General features: G+C 69.3%; 14 protein-coding genes and 1 tRNA gene. 8 read left to right on the plus strand and 7 right to left on the minus strand.

Annotation, left to right across the window (positions count from 1 at the left end; all coding sequences use genetic code 11):
• The first annotated feature begins 1 nt into the window (after window position 1).
• From ACFLIT_RS16255 to ACFLIT_RS16275, 5 genes are read left to right on the plus strand one after another with little or no spacing between them, the layout of a single operon-like run.
• A complete protein-coding gene (locus ACFLIT_RS16255; protein WP_479912314.1) occupies window positions 2–1777 on the plus strand; it encodes an ABC transporter permease in 1776 nt (591 codons plus the stop codon).
• Window positions 1774–2928, plus strand: a complete 1155-nt coding sequence (locus ACFLIT_RS16260; RefSeq protein ID WP_479912315.1) for an ABC transporter ATP-binding protein — start codon at window positions 1774–1776, stop codon at window positions 2926–2928. Before ACFLIT_RS16255 ends, ACFLIT_RS16260 begins: the two co-directional genes overlap by 4 nt.
• Window positions 2925–4025: an ABC transporter substrate-binding protein gene (locus ACFLIT_RS16265; RefSeq protein WP_479912316.1), complete on the plus strand. Its 1101-nt coding sequence runs from the start codon at window positions 2925–2927 to the stop codon at window positions 4023–4025. Before ACFLIT_RS16260 ends, ACFLIT_RS16265 begins: the two co-directional genes overlap by 4 nt.
• A gap of 10 nt (window positions 4026–4035) precedes the next feature.
• A complete protein-coding gene (locus ACFLIT_RS16270; RefSeq protein WP_479912317.1) occupies window positions 4036–4704 on the plus strand; it encodes a glutathione S-transferase family protein in 669 nt (222 codons plus the stop codon).
• Window positions 4705–4747: 43 nt separating this feature from the next.
• Entirely contained in the window at window positions 4748–5563 is an 816-nt protein-coding gene (locus tag ACFLIT_RS16275) for a hypothetical protein (RefSeq protein ID WP_479912318.1), read from the plus strand.
• Between the two features lie 16 nt (window positions 5564–5579).
• On the opposite strand, the gene ACFLIT_RS16280 is transcribed toward ACFLIT_RS16275, so the two are convergent.
• Window positions 5580–6248 carry a hypothetical protein gene (locus tag ACFLIT_RS16280; protein ID WP_479912319.1) on the minus strand — a complete coding sequence of 223 codons (669 nt, stop codon included), beginning with the start codon at window positions 6246–6248 and terminating at the stop codon, window positions 5580–5582.
• 56 nt (window positions 6249–6304) lie between these two features.
• Window positions 6305–6380: transfer RNA gene (locus ACFLIT_RS16285), tRNA-Asn, on the minus strand.
• A gap of 159 nt (window positions 6381–6539) precedes the next feature.
• Here ACFLIT_RS16285 and ACFLIT_RS16290 point away from each other — a divergent pair.
• Window positions 6540–7613 (plus strand): flavodoxin family protein, encoded by a 1074-nt coding sequence (locus tag ACFLIT_RS16290; RefSeq protein ID WP_479912320.1) that lies wholly within the window; start codon window positions 6540–6542, stop codon window positions 7611–7613.
• Between the two features lie 4 nt (window positions 7614–7617).
• On the opposite strand, the gene ACFLIT_RS16295 is transcribed toward ACFLIT_RS16290, so the two are convergent.
• Both ACFLIT_RS16295 and ACFLIT_RS16300 read right to left on the minus strand, forming a co-directional pair.
• Window positions 7618–8181: a GNAT family N-acetyltransferase gene (locus ACFLIT_RS16295; RefSeq protein ID WP_479912321.1), complete on the minus strand. Its 564-nt coding sequence runs from the start codon at window positions 8179–8181 to the stop codon at window positions 7618–7620.
• 6 nt (window positions 8182–8187) lie between these two features.
• Window positions 8188–8598, minus strand: a complete 411-nt coding sequence (locus tag ACFLIT_RS16300) for a helix-turn-helix domain-containing protein (RefSeq protein WP_479912322.1) — start codon at window positions 8596–8598, stop codon at window positions 8188–8190.
• Between the two features lie 394 nt (window positions 8599–8992).
• Here ACFLIT_RS16300 and ACFLIT_RS16305 point away from each other — a divergent pair, with 394 nt between their 5' ends.
• Window positions 8993–10552: an MFS transporter gene (locus ACFLIT_RS16305; protein WP_479912323.1), complete on the plus strand. Its 1560-nt coding sequence runs from the start codon at window positions 8993–8995 to the stop codon at window positions 10550–10552.
• 54 nt (window positions 10553–10606) lie between these two features.
• Here the strand turns inward: ACFLIT_RS16305 and glcF are convergent, their stop codons facing one another.
• The 3 genes from glcF to ACFLIT_RS16320 all read right to left on the minus strand — a co-directional run bounded on the left by glcF (window position 10607) and on the right by ACFLIT_RS16320 (window position 14801).
• Window positions 10607–11881, minus strand: coding sequence for a glycolate oxidase subunit GlcF (gene glcF / locus ACFLIT_RS16310; RefSeq protein ID WP_479912324.1), 1275 nt, complete (start codon window positions 11879–11881; stop codon window positions 10607–10609).
• A 192-nt stretch (window positions 11882–12073) separates the two neighbouring features.
• Window positions 12074–13297: a glycolate oxidase subunit GlcE gene (gene glcE / locus ACFLIT_RS16315; protein WP_479912325.1), complete on the minus strand. Its 1224-nt coding sequence runs from the start codon at window positions 13295–13297 to the stop codon at window positions 12074–12076.
• A 16-nt stretch (window positions 13298–13313) separates the two neighbouring features.
• On the minus strand, window positions 13314–14801 hold the full coding sequence (locus ACFLIT_RS16320; RefSeq protein WP_479912326.1) for an FAD-linked oxidase C-terminal domain-containing protein: 1488 nt from the start codon (window positions 14799–14801) through the stop codon (window positions 13314–13316).
• Window positions 14802–14975: 174 nt separating this feature from the next.
• Between ACFLIT_RS16320 and ACFLIT_RS16325 the strand changes: the two genes are divergently transcribed.
• Window positions 14976–15398: a suppressor of fused domain protein gene (locus ACFLIT_RS16325; RefSeq protein ID WP_479912327.1), complete on the plus strand. Its 423-nt coding sequence runs from the start codon at window positions 14976–14978 to the stop codon at window positions 15396–15398.
• Window positions 15399–15431 lie beyond the last annotated feature (33 nt).

Below are 15431 nucleotides of genomic sequence, written 5' to 3' on the forward strand. Positions count from 1 at the left end.
CGTGACCCTCGCCACCGACGCCTTTCCCCCGGTCGATTTCTCCGGCGCGCCGGCCCTGCGGCGGCTGGGCCGCTCGTCGGTGGTGCAATACGCCCCGGTGTTCATCGCCCTGGCTGTGCTGCTGGTCTGGCCGCTGGCCATGCTGGTGGCCGGCAGCTTCCGCACCGCCGCTCCGGGCTTTCCTGGCGAGTGGACCCTGGCGGCCTGGGGTTCGGTATTCGGCGGGCCGGGGGTCGCGGAGTCGATCCGCAACTCCCTGGCCATCTCCTTCACCACCACGGGTGTCGCCACGGTGATGGCGGCGGGCCTGGCCTTTCTCTCCGAGCGCACCGACGCGCCGCTGCGGCGGTTGATCACCCCCGCCCTGGTGGTGATGTTCGCCACGCCGTCGACCTTCTACGCCATCGGCTACGCCCTGCTGGGCAACGCCTACACCGGCCTCTTCAATCAACTGCTGCGCACCCTGATCGGGCTGAAGGACCTCACGGTCATCGACATCGAGACCTGGCCGGGCCTGCTGGCGGTGATGGCCCTGAAGAAGGTCTCGGTGATCTACCTCTTCCTGATCGGCCCGTTCCGCGCCCTTGATCCCAGCCATGACGAAGCCTCGCAGGTCGCCGGGGCGGGGGCCTTCGAGACCTTCTGGCGCATCAACCTGCCGATCCTCGCGCCCGCCCTGACCGGCGCGGTGCTGCTGGGCGTGGTCACCGGGCTGCAGGCCTTCGACATGATCGCCATCCTCGGCTGGCCGCAGGACATCGAGGTGATCACCACCCGGGTCTTCGACTTCATCACCGTCTCGGCGACACCCGACTACGCCAGGGCCAGCGCCCTATCGCTCAGCCTGCTGGCCCTGATCGCCACGCTCTGCACCGTGCAGATGCGCATCTTGGGGTCGAAGAGCTTCTTCACCGTCAGCGGCAAGGCGCGGCAGGGACGGCGCCTCGCGCTCGGCGCCTGGCGCTGGCCGCTGGGCCTGCTGATCGGCCTTTACCTGCTCGCCGCCGCCGTCGCCCCCATCGGGTCGGTCGCCTACAGCTCGATCCAGCCGTTTCCGGGCGTCTACCGTAATCTGTCGCTGGCCAACTACAGCGAGGTGTTCGCCATTCAGCGGGTGGTCCCGGCGATGCTGACCACCCTGGCGCTGTCGGCCCTCGTCGGTCTCTTCGCCATGAGCTTGGCGCTGCTGGCCGCCCAGGCGACGCGCGCCGCCGGGCCGCGCATGGCGGGCGTCATCCGCTTCGCCACCTTCATTCCGCTGGCCATGCCCGGTGTCGTGACCGCGCTGGCCATCGCCTGGGCCTTCGTCTCCACACCGGGGCTGCAGCAGCTCTACGGCACCATCTACCTGACCGGGCTCGCCCTGGCGGCCTGCGTGCTGCCCTTCGCCATGCAGGCGGCCAGCGCCGCGCTGTCGCAGATCGCGCCCGAATTGCAGGAGGCCGCCCGCATCTCCGGCGCCAGCGCGCTTCGGGCGCTGGCCGACGTGGCCCTGCGCCTGATCGCGCCGAGCTTCCTGATCGGCTGGTTCATGACCGCCATCCTGGCCTCGGGGAACCTCGACGTGCCGCTGCTGCTCGACGCGCCCGGCCAGCGGCCGATCATCTCGGTGATCTACGACCTCAATGCTCGCGGCGACTTCTCGCTCGCCTGCGCCCTGCTGATGCTGACGCTGCTGGCCAAGGCCGCTGTCGGCCTCGGGGGCTACCTCCTGCTCAAGTCCATCGCCGGCCTGCTGCGCCAGCGCTTTCTCGTTCCGCGAAAGGTCTCCGCATGACCCAGGTTATCCTGCGCAATTTGCATAAGCGTTTCCCCGGCCCGACCGTCGCCAAGCGCGGTGCGATCAACGGCATCGACCTGGACGTTCAGTCCGGCGAGTTCTTCGTCCTGCTCGGTCCCAGCGGCTGCGGCAAGACCACCACCCTGCGGGCCATCGCGGGCCTGGAAGAGCCGACCGAGGGCCGCATCGAGATCGGCGACCGCGTCGTCGCCGACGCCGTGCGCGGCCTGTTCACGCCGCCGGACAAGCGCGAGCTGGGCATGATGTTCCAGAGCTACGCCCTATGGCCGCACATGACCGTGGCCCAGAACGTCGCCTATCCGCTGGAGCGCAAGAAGCCGCGTCGTTCGCGGGCGCAGATCGGTGAGCGCGTGGCCGAGGTGCTCGAACTCGTCGGCCTGACCGGGGCGGAAGACCGCTATCCTTCGCAGCTCTCCGGCGGTCAGCAGCAGCGGGTTGCGCTGGCGCGGGCCTTGGCCGCGCGGCCGCGCCTGGTGCTGTTCGACGAGCCGCTCTCCAACCTCGACGCCCAGCTGCGTTTCCGCCTGCGCCATGAACTGCGCCGGATCCACGAAGAGGCGGGCTCCACGTCGCTCTATGTCACCCACGATCAGGCCGAGGCCCTGGCCCTGGCGGACCGGGTGGCCATCCTGCGCCAGGGCGAGATCGAGCAGCTTGGGCCGCCGACGGAAATCTTCCTGTCGCCCAAGAGCCGCTTCGTCGCCGAGTTCCTGGGTTACGAGAACATTCTGGCCGGCGTCATCGAGGCCGGCGGCGCCTTCCGCCCGCAGGACTGGCTACGCGGTCTGCCGGGCCGGCTGACGGCCGCCGCGAGCGCTGGCGTCGCCGGCGATGTCGCCATCCGCGCCAGCGCCCTGAAGGTCTCCCTCGACGCCGCCGAGGCGGGGCCGAACCCGCTGCTCGGCGTGCTGCAGGCCGTGACCTATCTCGGCGACCGCTACAGCGCCCGGGTCGCCGTCGGCCGCCAGACCCTGTTCGCCACCCTGGCGGCGGATCGCTGGACGCCGGGCCGCCCAGCAGCGGGCGAGGCGGTCTATCTGTCGGTTCGGCCCGAGGACGTCGTCATCATTCCGGCGACCTTCGGCGCGACCGCCGCCGCCGCCGATCTTTCGCAAGCCGCGGCGTGAGTGGGCGTCGCGCCTTCCTGGCGGGTCTCGCGGCCCTGCCGTTGGCGGCCTGCGCGGGCGGTCGCCGGGCGCCGGCCGACGTCGCCACGGCCGAGCCGCTCGGCCTGACCGGGTCGGCAGCGGCGCGGGCCGAGCTGCGCGACCTCTACCGCCAGGCGCTGGCGGCGGGCGAGCGCCGGGTGACGGTCTACAGTTGCACGGGCGACACCGAGTGGAATCCGCTGTGGCGCGCTTTCGAGGCGAGCTTTCCGGGATTAGACGTTGTCTATTCGCACATTTCGCCCAGCCAGGTGATGGTGCGGATCGACGCCGAGACGGTGACCCGCCGTCACTTCGGCGACCTCTACCTGCCGCCGGTCAACATCGCCGAGGATATCGCCGACAAGGGCTACTTCCTGCCGTTCTCGCCGGCCTCCCTGGCCGAATACGATCCGCGCTGGCGCGACCCGAAGGGCATCGTCGACTATCCCTTGGCCAAGGTTTTCGGCCTTGCCTACAACACCGACACGGTCCGGCCCGCCGACGTGCCGCGAACCTTCCGCGACATCCTCGCGCCGCGTTGGCGTGAGCGGTTCACCTATATCCAGCCGGGGACGCAGAACGGCACCACCGACATCGCCGTGGTCAACCTGCAGGCGGCCCAGCGGGTCACCAAGACCGACCTCGACGGTCTGCGGGACGCGGGCGCCTACGCGGGAATCGAGGCGGGCGTCACCTACGTCAGCCAGGGGCGGCAGGACATCCAGCTGTGGGCCTATCTGCCGACGGTGCTGCGTCAGCACGAACTGGGCGCCCCAGTCGCCATCGCCTTTCCGCCGGACTTCTCCACCCTGGCGCCGTTCGCCGCCGTCATCAGCCGCAACGTGGTGCATCCGAAGGCCGCTCGCCTGCTGAAGGCCTGGCTGTTCACCCCCGCCGCCCAGACCGCCCTGGCGCGCGAGGTCGGGATGTACGCCACCGGCCCCGGGGCGCCGCTGCCGCCGTTCCTGCCGCCCTCCACCGAGACGCAAGGCCCGCGCCTCGGCCTCACCCCCGCCCAGCTCCAGCCGACGCTCAACAAGAGCCGCAAGAGCCTCAAGTCCATTTTCCACGTCTAGGTGTGATCCGATGAGCCAGTACGCCGCCCTCAAGACCGCTCCCGTCCCAGGCCCCAAGATCTGGGCCCGCCGGTCGTCCTCCAGCGCCCAGAAGGTCTACTGGACCCTCGACGAACTGGGCGTGCCGCACCAGCAGATCGACGCTGGCCGCAGCTTCGGCGTGGTGGGCACGCCGGAGTACCGCGCCAAGAACCCCAACAACACTGTGCCGACCCTGGAGGAGGCAGACGGTTTCACCCTCTACGAGTCCAACGCCATCATCCGCTACCTGGCCGCTCAGTACGGCGGGCCGGATTTCTGGCCGGAAGACCTGCGCGCGCGGGCGGACGCCGACCGCTGGATGGAGTGGGCCAATTCGGTGTTGCTGCCGGCGGTCAATCCGATCTTCGGCAAGCTGGTGATGCGCCACGGCGATCCGCCGCCGGGAGGCTTTGTCGAGGACCAGGTCGCCAGGTCCGTGCGGGCCTTCGGCATCCTGTCCGAGCGGCTGCAGGATCGCCCCTATGTCGGCGGCGACCACCTGACCTTCGGCGACATCTCGCTCGGCATGATCGTCAACCGCTGGTTCGGCCTGCCCATCGAACGCCCGGAGCTGCCCGTCATCGACCGCTACTACGCGCGCCTGTCCGAGCGCGACGCCTACCTCGCCAACGTCGTCAACGCCCCGCCCGTGATCTGAACGCGGCCTATTCCGTCAATCCCAGACGATCCAGGAGCACACCATGGCCACCGCCTACGCCAGCATCGCCGAACGCATTGCGGCCTTCCGCGCCGCCGCCCAGCTCGTGCACGACCTTGAGGTTTCCGACCGCCCGGAGCCCGATCGCCTCGCGGCGATCGAGGCCGTCCTGCAAGCCTTGGCGCAGCGCCAGGACCTGTTTCCGCCATCGGCCTTCCCCCGGCAGCCGGGGACCAGCGGCGGCCTTTATCGCCTGGCCCATTCGCCGGACGGCCGAGGCGGGATCTATGTCTCCGTCGGCTTCACCGGTCGTGGGGGCGGTCAGCCTCACACCCACGCCTCCTGGGCGGCCGTGGTCGGCATCTCGGGCGGGGTGGAGATCAACTATGTCTACGAGAAGACGGCGGCGGGCGCTTTCGAGCTGAAGGCGCGTTCGCCCATCGGGCCCGGCGACGCCATCCTGCTGCCGACCGGCGCCTACCACACCATCGAGGTGACCAGCGAGACGCCGGTGCTGCACCTGCACGCCTACGGCCATCGCGCCGAGCGGCCCGGCTTCCAGCCGCCGCTGCCGGTGCTGAACCGCGGCGAGGCCGAGCGGGCGGTGGCCGAAGGCGTCCTGGCCGCGGTCAATCTCGACGAGGCCGATGCGGATCAGGTTGTCGTCGCCGTCGATCGTCTCGGCCTCTCCCCAGACCAGGCCTTGATCCTGATCGGCGAGGAGGCCGCCGCTGACGAGGCCGCCACGGCGCTCTACGCCGCCGGCTATCCGGTGATCTTTCGCCTGGAATCGCGCGACGAGGCGAACCGGCCGCGCAGCATCGAGGCGCCGGCCGCCTGGGCGGGCGGGGCGGCCTGATCCGGCCCGGGCCGGATCAGCGGCTGGGGGACGGAAAGGCGAGGACCTCGGAGGTATAGGTCTCGACGACCTCGCTGAAAGGCGTTCCGTCCGGCAGCGTCAGGATCGCGCGATGCTGCAGCACCTGATGCGGCATGGCCAACGAAGCCTCCGGCGGCGTCGGCTGGACGGGCTCTCTCTCCCAGTTTCTGGGCAGCGGCGACCAAAGGAGATCGGCCGAGAGGGTGCGGCGTTGAAAATGCAGCGCCTGGACGGCGCGGCCGAAGGCGATGTCCGAGGTGTCCAGCGCGCGGTTCATGTCGGACGTCAAGCGGGAGGGGACGTACCAGTTGTCCGCCTCTGAAAGCACATGCGCGCCGCAGAGCAGTCGCACCCTGCGGTAGCGCACGGCCTCCTCAGGCCCGACCCCCAGCAGTTGGCGCTGTTCCGCCGAGACGGGCTTGTCGATCTCGGTCTGCCGTTGCGCCACGATCCTGGCCGGGCTGGCCAGGCCGTGGTCGCCGCACCACCGTTCCAAGGTCAGGGTGGCGCTGTCGTGGCTCAAAAGGTCGCTGTTCAGGGTCTGCAGCAGCGCGAGCGCTTCCAGCCGTCCGGCGTAGTCGCCCGGCCAGGCGGCCGCGAGGTGGGGCGTGAAGGCCAGGAGCAGTGACGCAAGGGCCGCCGCCGGCCCCGAGAACTTCCTCATAACGCGAATCCCTGCCGCGCCGCCGGGCCTGGTCGTTTTCAATGCGTGGGAACCGATGGCTCCCCGAGCAGGACTCGAACCTGCGACAAGTCGATTAACAGTCGACTGCTCTACCAACTGAGCTATCGGGGATCACCGCATCGGTGAAGGAGGCGCGTATACGCCGATCCCCTCGGCGAGCGCAAGCGCCAGCAGCGCGACTTTTTGCATCTTCGGAACGGAGCGAGGCGGACGCCGTTCAGCCGAAGCCGCTCGGGGGCCACGGGATCTCCGGCGGACCAGGAGAAAAGCATGGTCGAACCTCGCAAGGGCATGCCGGAACGCGCCCTGTCCGAGGCCGAGTTCAAGGCCAGGTTTCTCGCCCAGTATCAGGACCCGGCGTTCGCCCCTTTGACGCAGGAGCTGGGCCGCGTCGCCCAGGCGGCGTGGGAAGGCTATTCGAACCACCGCAAATCGCCGGTCACCCGCAAGGCGGGGCCCGAGTTCGCCGATCCCGACTACGACCTCGCCGTCGACTGGATCGCCGCCAACGATGCCATCAAGGCCGCTCGCCTGCGCCACGACGCCGTCGACGGACCGATGCGCTTCCTGATCGTCAATTGCTCGGCGCGCACGGAGCACACCTGCCCAGGCGAGATGTCGAAGTCGTACCGGATGGCCGAGATGAGCCAGGCGACCTTCGACGATGCGGCCAACACGGTGACGACCATCCTCGATCTGTCCCGCCTGACCAGCGAGTACGGGCGCGAAATCCATCCCTGCAAGGCTTGCTTCTCGACGGCCGCCGCCCTCTGCCACTTCCCGTGCTCCTGCTACCCGAACTATTCGCTCGGTCAGACGCATGACTGGATGAACGAGATCTACCCGCTGTGGATCGAGGCGCATGGCGTGATGATCATCACGCCGGTCAACTGGTATCAGGTCTCCTCGCCGCTGAAGCTGATGATGGACCGGCTGGTCTGCGCCGACGGCGGCAACCCCGATCCGACCCGAACGCACGGCAAGGATGCGCAGAAGGCCAAGGACATCGAACTGGCCGGCTGGGACTATCCTCGACATCTGTCCGGCCGGCTGTTCGCCGTCGTGGTGCACGGCGACGTCGAGGGCGCCGAGAACGTGCGGCGATCGATCAGCGACTGGCTGTGCTTCATGAAGATGTGCCCGGCCGGACCGAGCGCCGAACTCGACCGCTATATCGGCTATTGGAAGCCCTACGCCACCAGCCACGAAGAGTACGACGCCGACACCGATGTGCAGGAGGAGGTGAGGAACGCCGCGCGGGCGCTGCTGCAGGGCGTGCAGGCTGTTCGGGAGGGGCGGATGGTGACGGCCGGCAACGCGCTGGAATCGCCGCGCCAGAAGTAGCCGATCAGATGGTGGCCGGCGCCGGTCGTCGCAGGAGCAGGGTCGGCTCGCCGCGGTAGCTGACGGTGGTCTCGTCGCCGAAGCCGCATTTGCGTGCGACCGCCAGCGAGGCGACGTTCTCGCCGCTGATGATGCACAGGGTCGAGGCCGGCCGCAGATGGGCGTCCGCCCAGGCGAGGCAGCGCTGCATGGCCTCGGTGGCGTAACCCCGCCCGTGGGCCGAAACGGCGAAGGCCCAGCCGGCTTCCGGTTCGCCGGCGTCGAGCGCGGGGCAGGGCGCATCGAGGGCGCGGTGGAAGTCGCCCAGGCCCGCCTCGCCCACGAAGCGGCCGCTGGCCTTTTCGATCACCGCCCAGAAGCCGTAGCCCAGCAGGGACCAGTGGCCGGCATAGCGCAGCAGGCGCGACCAGGCCTCCTCGCGCGTCGAGGCGCGGCCGCCGATGAAGCGGACCACCTGCGGATCGGACCAGAGGGCGAAGCTGTCGAGGAAATCGGCCGGGCCGTGCGCGCGCAACGTGAGACGCTCGGTCTCGAGAGTCGGAGCGCGGATCAGCCCCGTGGCGAGCATGGCGCCTTAGGCGGCTTCCTCGTTGTCCTCGGCCATGGCGCGGACGAGGTCGAGAATGCGGCGGCGGGCGCGGCCGTGACGCAGGCGCGGGAACAGCGACGCCAGTTCCAGGCCCTCGGGCGTGGCCAGGAACTCGACGACCGTCCGCTCAGTCTCGTGGTCGGCGATCTCGGCGCTGTGGTCGGCCAGGCCTTCGAAGAAATAGGCGACGGAGGTCTGAAGGCTGCGGCTGATATCGTAAAGCTTCGAGGCGCTGACCCGGTTCAGGCCGCGTTCGTACTTCTGGACCTGCTGAAAGGTCAGACCGAGATCTTCCGCCAGCCGGTGTTGGCTAAAGCCGAGCATCTTGCGTCGCAGCCGGATACGGGCTCCGACGTGGAGGTCGACAAGTTCGGGCTGTCCGTCGTTCTGCGCCAATTAGGGAGCTCCACAATTCTACACAGGCAATACGCCGCAGATGCACACAAGGGTAGAGCTTATTAAGGCCTAAGCTGGGCGATGCGTCATTGTGACCACATGACGCGTCAAAACGAGCGTAAATTAACCGCAAGGCGTTCGCGTGGTAGTGGATTTTTTCTCGACGCCGCGCTTGTGCGATTCCTCCAGCCAGGACGACTCGTCGCAACGGGCGTTTGGCGGGCCTGTAGATCGCCGCTTCGATTTCTGTTAGCGCTAACACTCAGCGGTTCCGTAATGGAGTTTTGCGGGCGGCGCACGCCGACCCAACCAGAAGAGACGCAAAGTCCGGCGCTTGGATCAGAGACCCTCAAACGGGCCGATCCGAGCCGACACAACACAGGGAGGAATGGGTATGGCTGATCCGGCCACATCACAGGACAAGCTTATTTTCCCGCTCGCCTCGGCCTCGATCGTGGCCACGGCCTTCGGCTTCATTCTGCGCGCGCTGGTCCTCGGGGACCTCGGCCAGGAGTTCAACCTTTCGGCCACGCAGATGGGCGCCCTGGCGGGCGTCGGCCTGTGGCCGTTCGCGCTCAGCATCGCGCTTTTCAGCCTGGTGATCGACCGGGTGGGCTTCCGCCTGGTGTTCGTCTTCGCCCTGATCTGCCACGTGGCCTCGACGATCATGCTGATCACCGCCACCAACTACACCCAGCTGTTCATGGGTACCTTCGTGCTGTCGCTGGGCAACGGCGCGGTGGAAGCGGGGGCCAACCCGCTGGTCGCCTCGGTCTATCGCAACGACCGCATCCGCTGGCTGAACTACCTGCACGCCGGCTGGCCCGGCGGTCTGGTGCTCGGCGGCCTGCTGACCATCGTCCTCGGCCTGACGGGCGTCACCGAGACAACCACCTTCGGCCTGCATGCCTGGAAGCTGAAGATCGCCCTGATCGTCATCCCGGTGGCCATCTACGGCCTGCTGCTGATCGGCCGGAAATTCCCGGTGACCGAGCGCGTCGCCGCCAAGGTGTCGTACCGCGACATGCTGAAGGACGCGGGGGCCTGCGGCTCGGCCGCCGTCTCCTTCCTGGCCTTCCTGGCGATCTTCGGCGCCTTCGTGCCGGGCTTCGGCGCGATGCACGCGGCCATCGCCGCCGTCCTCGTGGGCGTGGCCTTCTTCGTCTACACCCGCTCGCTGGGTAACCCGCTCTATGTGCTCATCCTCCTGATGATGATGCCGCAGGCGATCACCGAACTGGGCACCGCCTCGTGGGTGACCGACCTCGTCAGCCCGCAGATGGCCAGGCTCGGCGCCGACGCCGCCTGGGTGCTGATCGCGACCAACGTCGTGCTGCTGCTGACCCGCCTGACCGCGGGCGAGGTGGTGCACCGCGTCTCGCCGGTGGCGATGCTGACCTTCAGCGCCGCGGTCTCGGCGATCTCGATGGTGATGTTCGCCTACTCCTCGGGCTGGATGATCATCGTCGCGGCGCTGCTGTTCGGCCTGGGCACGGCCTTCTTCTGGCCGACCACCCTGGGCTTCGTCTCCGAGCAGTTCCCGCGCGCGGGCTCGGTGGGCATCAACTTCGTGGGCGCCGCCGGCATGCTGGCGGCGGGCACCATCGGGGCCACCCTGATGGGCACGGTGCAGGACAAGTCCAACGAGGACTACCTGACCCGCAACACCCCGGCCGTCGCCTCCCAGGTGCTCGGCGCGCCCAAGCCCAGCCTGCTCGGCGAGTACCGGCCGATCGACCAGACCAAGGTCACCGAGGGGCCGGTCGCCGAGGCCGTGACCACCGCGACCAACAACGGCAAGTCGGTCGCCCTGCGCGACATGGCCGTGCTGCCCAGCGTGCTCTTCGTGCTCTACCTCGTGCTGCTGTTCATGTACCGCGCGCGGGGCGGCTATAAGCGCAACGAACTGCACGTCTCGGAAGAGGCGATCGCCAAGGCGCCTACCGGGGCCTGATCTGACCGATCGGACCAGAAGCGAGGCGGCGGGGCGAAAGCTCCGCCGCCTTTCTTATGCCAACTCTTTCGGCTTCGGGCCGCCGGTGGCCCAGTCGAGCAGCTGGGCGACATGGACGACGGGCAGCCTGGTGCCGCCGGCGATCTGGACCATGCAGCCGATGTTGCCGGTGGCGACGAGTTGCGGGCGGGTGCTCTCGATGTTGCGGACCTTCCGCTCGCGCAGCTGGCCGGCGATCTCGGGCTGCAGAAGGTTGTAGGTCCCGGCCGAGCCGCAGCAGATGTGGCCCTCGGGGACGTCCAGCACCTGGAAGCCGGCGGCGGCGAGCAGGCGGCGGGGCTGGCGGTCGACCTTCTGGCCGTGCTGCATCGAACAGGCGGAGTGGTAGGCGACGGCGAGGCCGGTGGGCGCGGCGGGCGTTTGCAGTTCCAGAAGGTCCAGCACCTCGGTCAGGTCCTTGGCCAGCGACGCGACCTTGGCGGCGCGTTCGGCCCACTCGGGATCGTCGCGGAACATGAAGCCATAGTCCTTCACCGTCGTGCCGCAGCCCGAGGTGGCGACGACGATGGCGTCGAAGTCCTCGCGGCTCCAGGCGGCGATATTGGCCTTGGCCAGGGCGTGGGCCTTGGCGGCCTTGCCGATGTGGTGATCCAGCGAGCCGCAGCAGTCGGAGCCGGAGGTGACCACCACCTCGACGCCGTGGCGGTTGAGCAGGCGCACGACGCTGTCGTTGATCTGCGGCGCGAGCACGGCCTGGGCGCAGCCGGCGAGCATGGCGACGCGGGCGCGCCGCTCGCCGACGGCGGGGAAGACGCCGGGGTGCTCGGTGGGGCTGGGCTTGGGCAGGCTAGCGGGGGCCATGCCGACCATGCCTTTCAGGCGGCCGGGCAGCAGGCCGGCGAAAGGCTTACCCAGGCGGGCGGCGGTGAGCGACAGGCGAAAGAGCGCGCGGTTGGGCAACACCTGCGAAAGCAGCGACCGCAGCAGTCGGTCGGGCAGGGGGCGGACGTGGTGCTCCTCGATATAGCTGCGGGCGTGATCGACGAGGTGCATGTAGTTCACGCCCGAGGGGCAGGTGGTCATGCACGACAGGCACGAGAGACAGCGATCGACGTGTTTCACCGTCTCCGGCGACGGAGGGCCGCCTTTCTCCAGCATCTCCTTGATCTGGTAGATGCGGCCGCGCGGGCTATCGAGCTCGTCGCCGAGCAGGACATAGGTCGGGCAGGTGGCGGTGCAGAAGCCGCAATGGACGCACTTGCGCAGCACCTTCTCGGAGGAGGCGGTGTCGGGGTCCATCAGCTGGGCGGCGGTCAGGTCGGTTTTCATGGGAGAATGGACCTTCGCCTCTCCCTCGAAGGGAGAGGGGTGCAGGGGTGAGGGTGACCGCGGCCGTTCCGATGCGAAGGAGCAGAGAGAGCTGGTCGCGTCGGGATGCTCCGGAGAGTCTGCACCGCCATCCCCGACCCTTCCCCCTTCAACAGGGGGAAGGGGGCGATCAGCGGAACTCGATTGCTCATCTCACACCCCTTCATAGAGGCGGCCGGGGTTGAACAGGCCATGCGGGTCGAACTGGGCCTTCACGCGGCGGGTGAGGGCCAGAAGGCCCGGCTCCAGCGGCTGCAGGGGCGGGACGGCGGCGCGCAGGGCGGCGTCTCCGCGCACCAGGGTCGCATTGGCGCCGGGGATGTCGGCCAGGTGGGCGCGCAGGGCCGCCGCCTGTTCCGGATGTTGGCCATCGACTTCCAGCCAGATCAGGCCGCCACCCCAATCGAGGCAGCCGCGCTGACCGCCGATCACCTCGTCGTAGGCGAGGGCCATGACCACTTCGGGCGCCGAGGCGGGCGGCAGGGTGATGCGCCACAGCGGACGCAACAGGTCGGCGAAGGGGGCGCCGTCCGCGAGGGCCGCCCAGACCCGCTCCGAGGCGGCCTCGCCGAGCAGCTCGGTGGGCGCGGAGAGGTGGGCCAGGGCGTCGGCGAGGACCGCGCGGCGGCTGGGCAGGGAGGGGGCGACGCCTTCGAGGCGGATGAGGGCCACCATCTCGCCTTCCGGCAGGTCGGGGAAGGCGCCGAGGACCTGCGGCGGCAGGAACGCGGCGCCGGTGACCTGGGCGGCGCTGTTCTGGGCGGCGGAAAGCGCGGCGACGGCGCGGGTCGGGTCGAGACCGGTGAGGACCACGGTCTCGACCGTCTGCGGCGCGGGCAGCACCTTGACGGTGATCTCGGTGAGCACGCCGAGCGTGCCCATGGCGCCGGCCATCAGCTTGGGCAGGTCGAAACCGGTGACGTTCTTGACCACCCGACCGCCGGCCCCGAAGGCCTCGCCGTAGCCGTTGACCGCCTTGAAGCCGAGGAAGTGGTCGCGGGCGGCGCCGGCGTAGGGGCGACGCGGCCCGCCGAAGCCCAGCGACAGCGCGCCGCCGAGCGTGCCGGATCCGCGCGGCTGGCCCCAGGCGGCGGAGAGGTCGGGCGGCTCGAAGGCCAGGGCCTGGCCATGCTGGGCCAGCAGGGCGCGGATCTCGGCCATGGGCGTGGCCGGGCGGACGGTGAGCACCAGTTCGGCCGGCTCATAGGCGACGACGCCGGAAAGGGCGGAGAGATCGAGCGTGGCGTCGGCCTGGGAGATGCGGCCGTAGCCGCGCTTGGAGCCAGAGCCGACCAGCTCCAGCGTCCGGCTGGCCTCGATGGCGTCACGGACGATTTCGGCGACGTCCTCGGCGGTTTGGGGCGTGAGCGTGGTCATCAGAAGAATCTTCCCATCAAAACCTGGGAAGGTCGGGGAAGCGGGTCTGGCCGCGGTGGACGTGGACCCGGCCGAGCTCGGCGCAGCGGCAGAGCTTGGGGAACACCTTGCCGGGGTTGAGCACGCCCTCCTCGTCGAAGGCGCACTTGAGGCGCTGCTGCTGTTCGAGGTCGGCCTGCTCGAACTGATATTCCATCAGGTCGCGCTTCTCGATGCCCACCCCATGCTCGCCGGTCAGCACGCCGCCGACATCGACGCAGAGCTTGAGGATGTCGGCCCCGAAGGCCTCGGCCGTCTCCAGTTCGCCGGGGACGCCCGCGTCGTACATGATCAAGGGGTGCAGGTTGCCGTCGCCGGCGTGGAAGACGTTGGCGACGCGCAGGCCGTGGCGCTCCGAGAGCGTGTTCATCTTATTCAGCACCTCCGGCAGGCGGCCGCGCGGGATGGTGCCGTCCATGCAGAGGTAGTCGGGCGACAGGCGGCCGATGGCGGGGAAGGCCGCCTTGCGCCCCGCCCAGAAGGCCAGGCGCTCGGCCTCGGTGGTGGAGACGCGCACCGAGACGCAGCCGTTGCGCCGGGCGATGGCCTCGACCTCGATCATCAGGTGGTCGACCTCGGCCGGGGCGCCGTCCAACTCGCAGATCAGTAGGGCCTCGACGTCGAGGGGGTAGCCGACCTGGACGAAGGCCTCGGCGGCGACGATGGCCGGCTTGTCCATCATTTCCATGCCGCCGGGAATGATCCCCGCCGCGATGGTTTCGGCGACGCAGGCGCCGGCGGCCTCGACGCTGGAGAAGCCGATCAGCAGGGCGCGGCGGCTTTCCGGCGCGGGCAGGATGCGGACGGTGACCTCGGTGACGACGCCGAGCATGCCTTCCGAGCCGGTGACCACGCCCAGGAGATCGAGCCCCGGCCCATCCATGCCCTTGCCGCCCAGGCGGACGACGGAGCCGTCGGTGAGGACGAGTTCGACGCCGAGCAGGTTGTTGGTGGTCAGGCCGTACTTCAGGCAGTGAACCCCGCCGGAGTTCTCAGCCACGTTGCCGCCGATGGAGCAGGCGATCTGGCTGGAGGGATCGGGGGCGTAATAGAAGCCGCGGTCGTTCACGGCGTTGGTGACGCCGAGGTTGGTGACGCCGGGCTGCACGACGGCGCAGCGGTTGTCGTAATCGACCTCCAGCACCCGGTTCATCTTGCCGAAGCCGAGGACGATGCCGTCGGCCAGCGGCAGGGAGCCGCCGGATAGCGAGGTGCCGGCGCCGCGCGGCACGATCTTCAGGCCCGTGCGGTTGCAATAGGCGAGGATGGCCGAGACCTGGGCCGTGTTGCTCGGCAGGACGACGGCGAGGGGGCGCTGGGTATGGGCCGTGAGGGCGTCGCACTCATAGGCGCCGAGGGCCGCGTCATCGTCGATCACCCCTTCGCCGAGGACGATGGCGCGCAGGGCGGCGACGTGCTGCGCCTTGGCGGCGATCAGCGCGGGGTCGGGCGGGGGCATGATCATGGGGCGCCTCGCTAAGCCGCGACGAACAGGGGCCTTTTTAGACGCCAGGCGGGGGGCAGGAGGCAAGCGGGCGCGACCGCACGGGAGCCGTGCGCGGGGTGCGGGTAATGGGGCGTAGCGGGACGCCCGCCACCTGCTCTCGCCATCGTCCGTCTTCCGAGGTAGGCGTGAGGTATGTCCAGCCGCCCCCCTCTGCGTCGCCTGATCGATCTGCCCGGGGTGGCGGATCTTGAGTTCCGCGCCGTGATGAAGCGCGAGTTCGCCGAGCCGGAGGCGCGAGCGGAGTTTCCCGAACTGGATGCATGCTCGCGGGCGCTGTTCGGGCTGACGGCCGACGAAGCCGAAGCGGTCGAGCGGCCCGCCGGATGGGACGACATCGAGACCCAGCCGGCCGCCAAGCAGGTATTCGCCTTCGAGGACGCCGGCTGGGACGTGACGGACGACAAGCGGCGGCCGTTGCGCGTGCTCGGCCACTTCAACCAACAACTGTGGCTCGCCTTGCGTGGGGTGGCGGGCGAACTTCCCTTCGCGCCTGAAGGGGAAGAGGGCTGGGTGGCCAAGCTTGAAGCCGACGCCAAGCGTTTCATCAAACGCTGATAACGATCACAGAACCGCCGTCCTACACTCGGG

This window comes from Caulobacter sp. HJHS_5, assembly GCF_056683955.1.

Coding starts and splice junctions, on each gene's coding strand:
- ACFLIT_RS16260 (WP_479912315.1), top strand. CDS start 1,774: ATGACCCAGGTTATCCTGCGCAATTTGCATAAGCGTTTCCCCGGCCCG.
- ACFLIT_RS16270 (WP_479912317.1), top strand. CDS start 4,036: ATGAGCCAGTACGCCGCCCTCAAGACCGCTCCCGTCCCAGGCCCCAAG.
- ACFLIT_RS16275 (WP_479912318.1), top strand. CDS start 4,748: ATGGCCACCGCCTACGCCAGCATCGCCGAACGCATTGCGGCCTTCCGC.
- ACFLIT_RS16280 (WP_479912319.1), bottom strand. CDS start 6,248: ATGAGGAAGTTCTCGGGGCCGGCGGCGGCCCTTGCGTCACTGCTCCTG.
- ACFLIT_RS16290 (WP_479912320.1), top strand. CDS start 6,540: ATGGTCGAACCTCGCAAGGGCATGCCGGAACGCGCCCTGTCCGAGGCC.
- ACFLIT_RS16295 (WP_479912321.1), bottom strand. CDS start 8,181: ATGCTCGCCACGGGGCTGATCCGCGCTCCGACTCTCGAGACCGAGCGT.
- ACFLIT_RS16305 (WP_479912323.1), top strand. CDS start 8,993: ATGGCTGATCCGGCCACATCACAGGACAAGCTTATTTTCCCGCTCGCC.
- glcF (WP_479912324.1), bottom strand. CDS start 11,881: ATGAAAACCGACCTGACCGCCGCCCAGCTGATGGACCCCGACACCGCC.
- glcE (WP_479912325.1), bottom strand. CDS start 13,297: ATGACCACGCTCACGCCCCAAACCGCCGAGGACGTCGCCGAAATCGTC.
- ACFLIT_RS16320 (WP_479912326.1), bottom strand. CDS start 14,801: ATGATCATGCCCCCGCCCGACCCCGCGCTGATCGCCGCCAAGGCGCAG.
- ACFLIT_RS16325 (WP_479912327.1), top strand. CDS start 14,976: ATGTCCAGCCGCCCCCCTCTGCGTCGCCTGATCGATCTGCCCGGGGTG.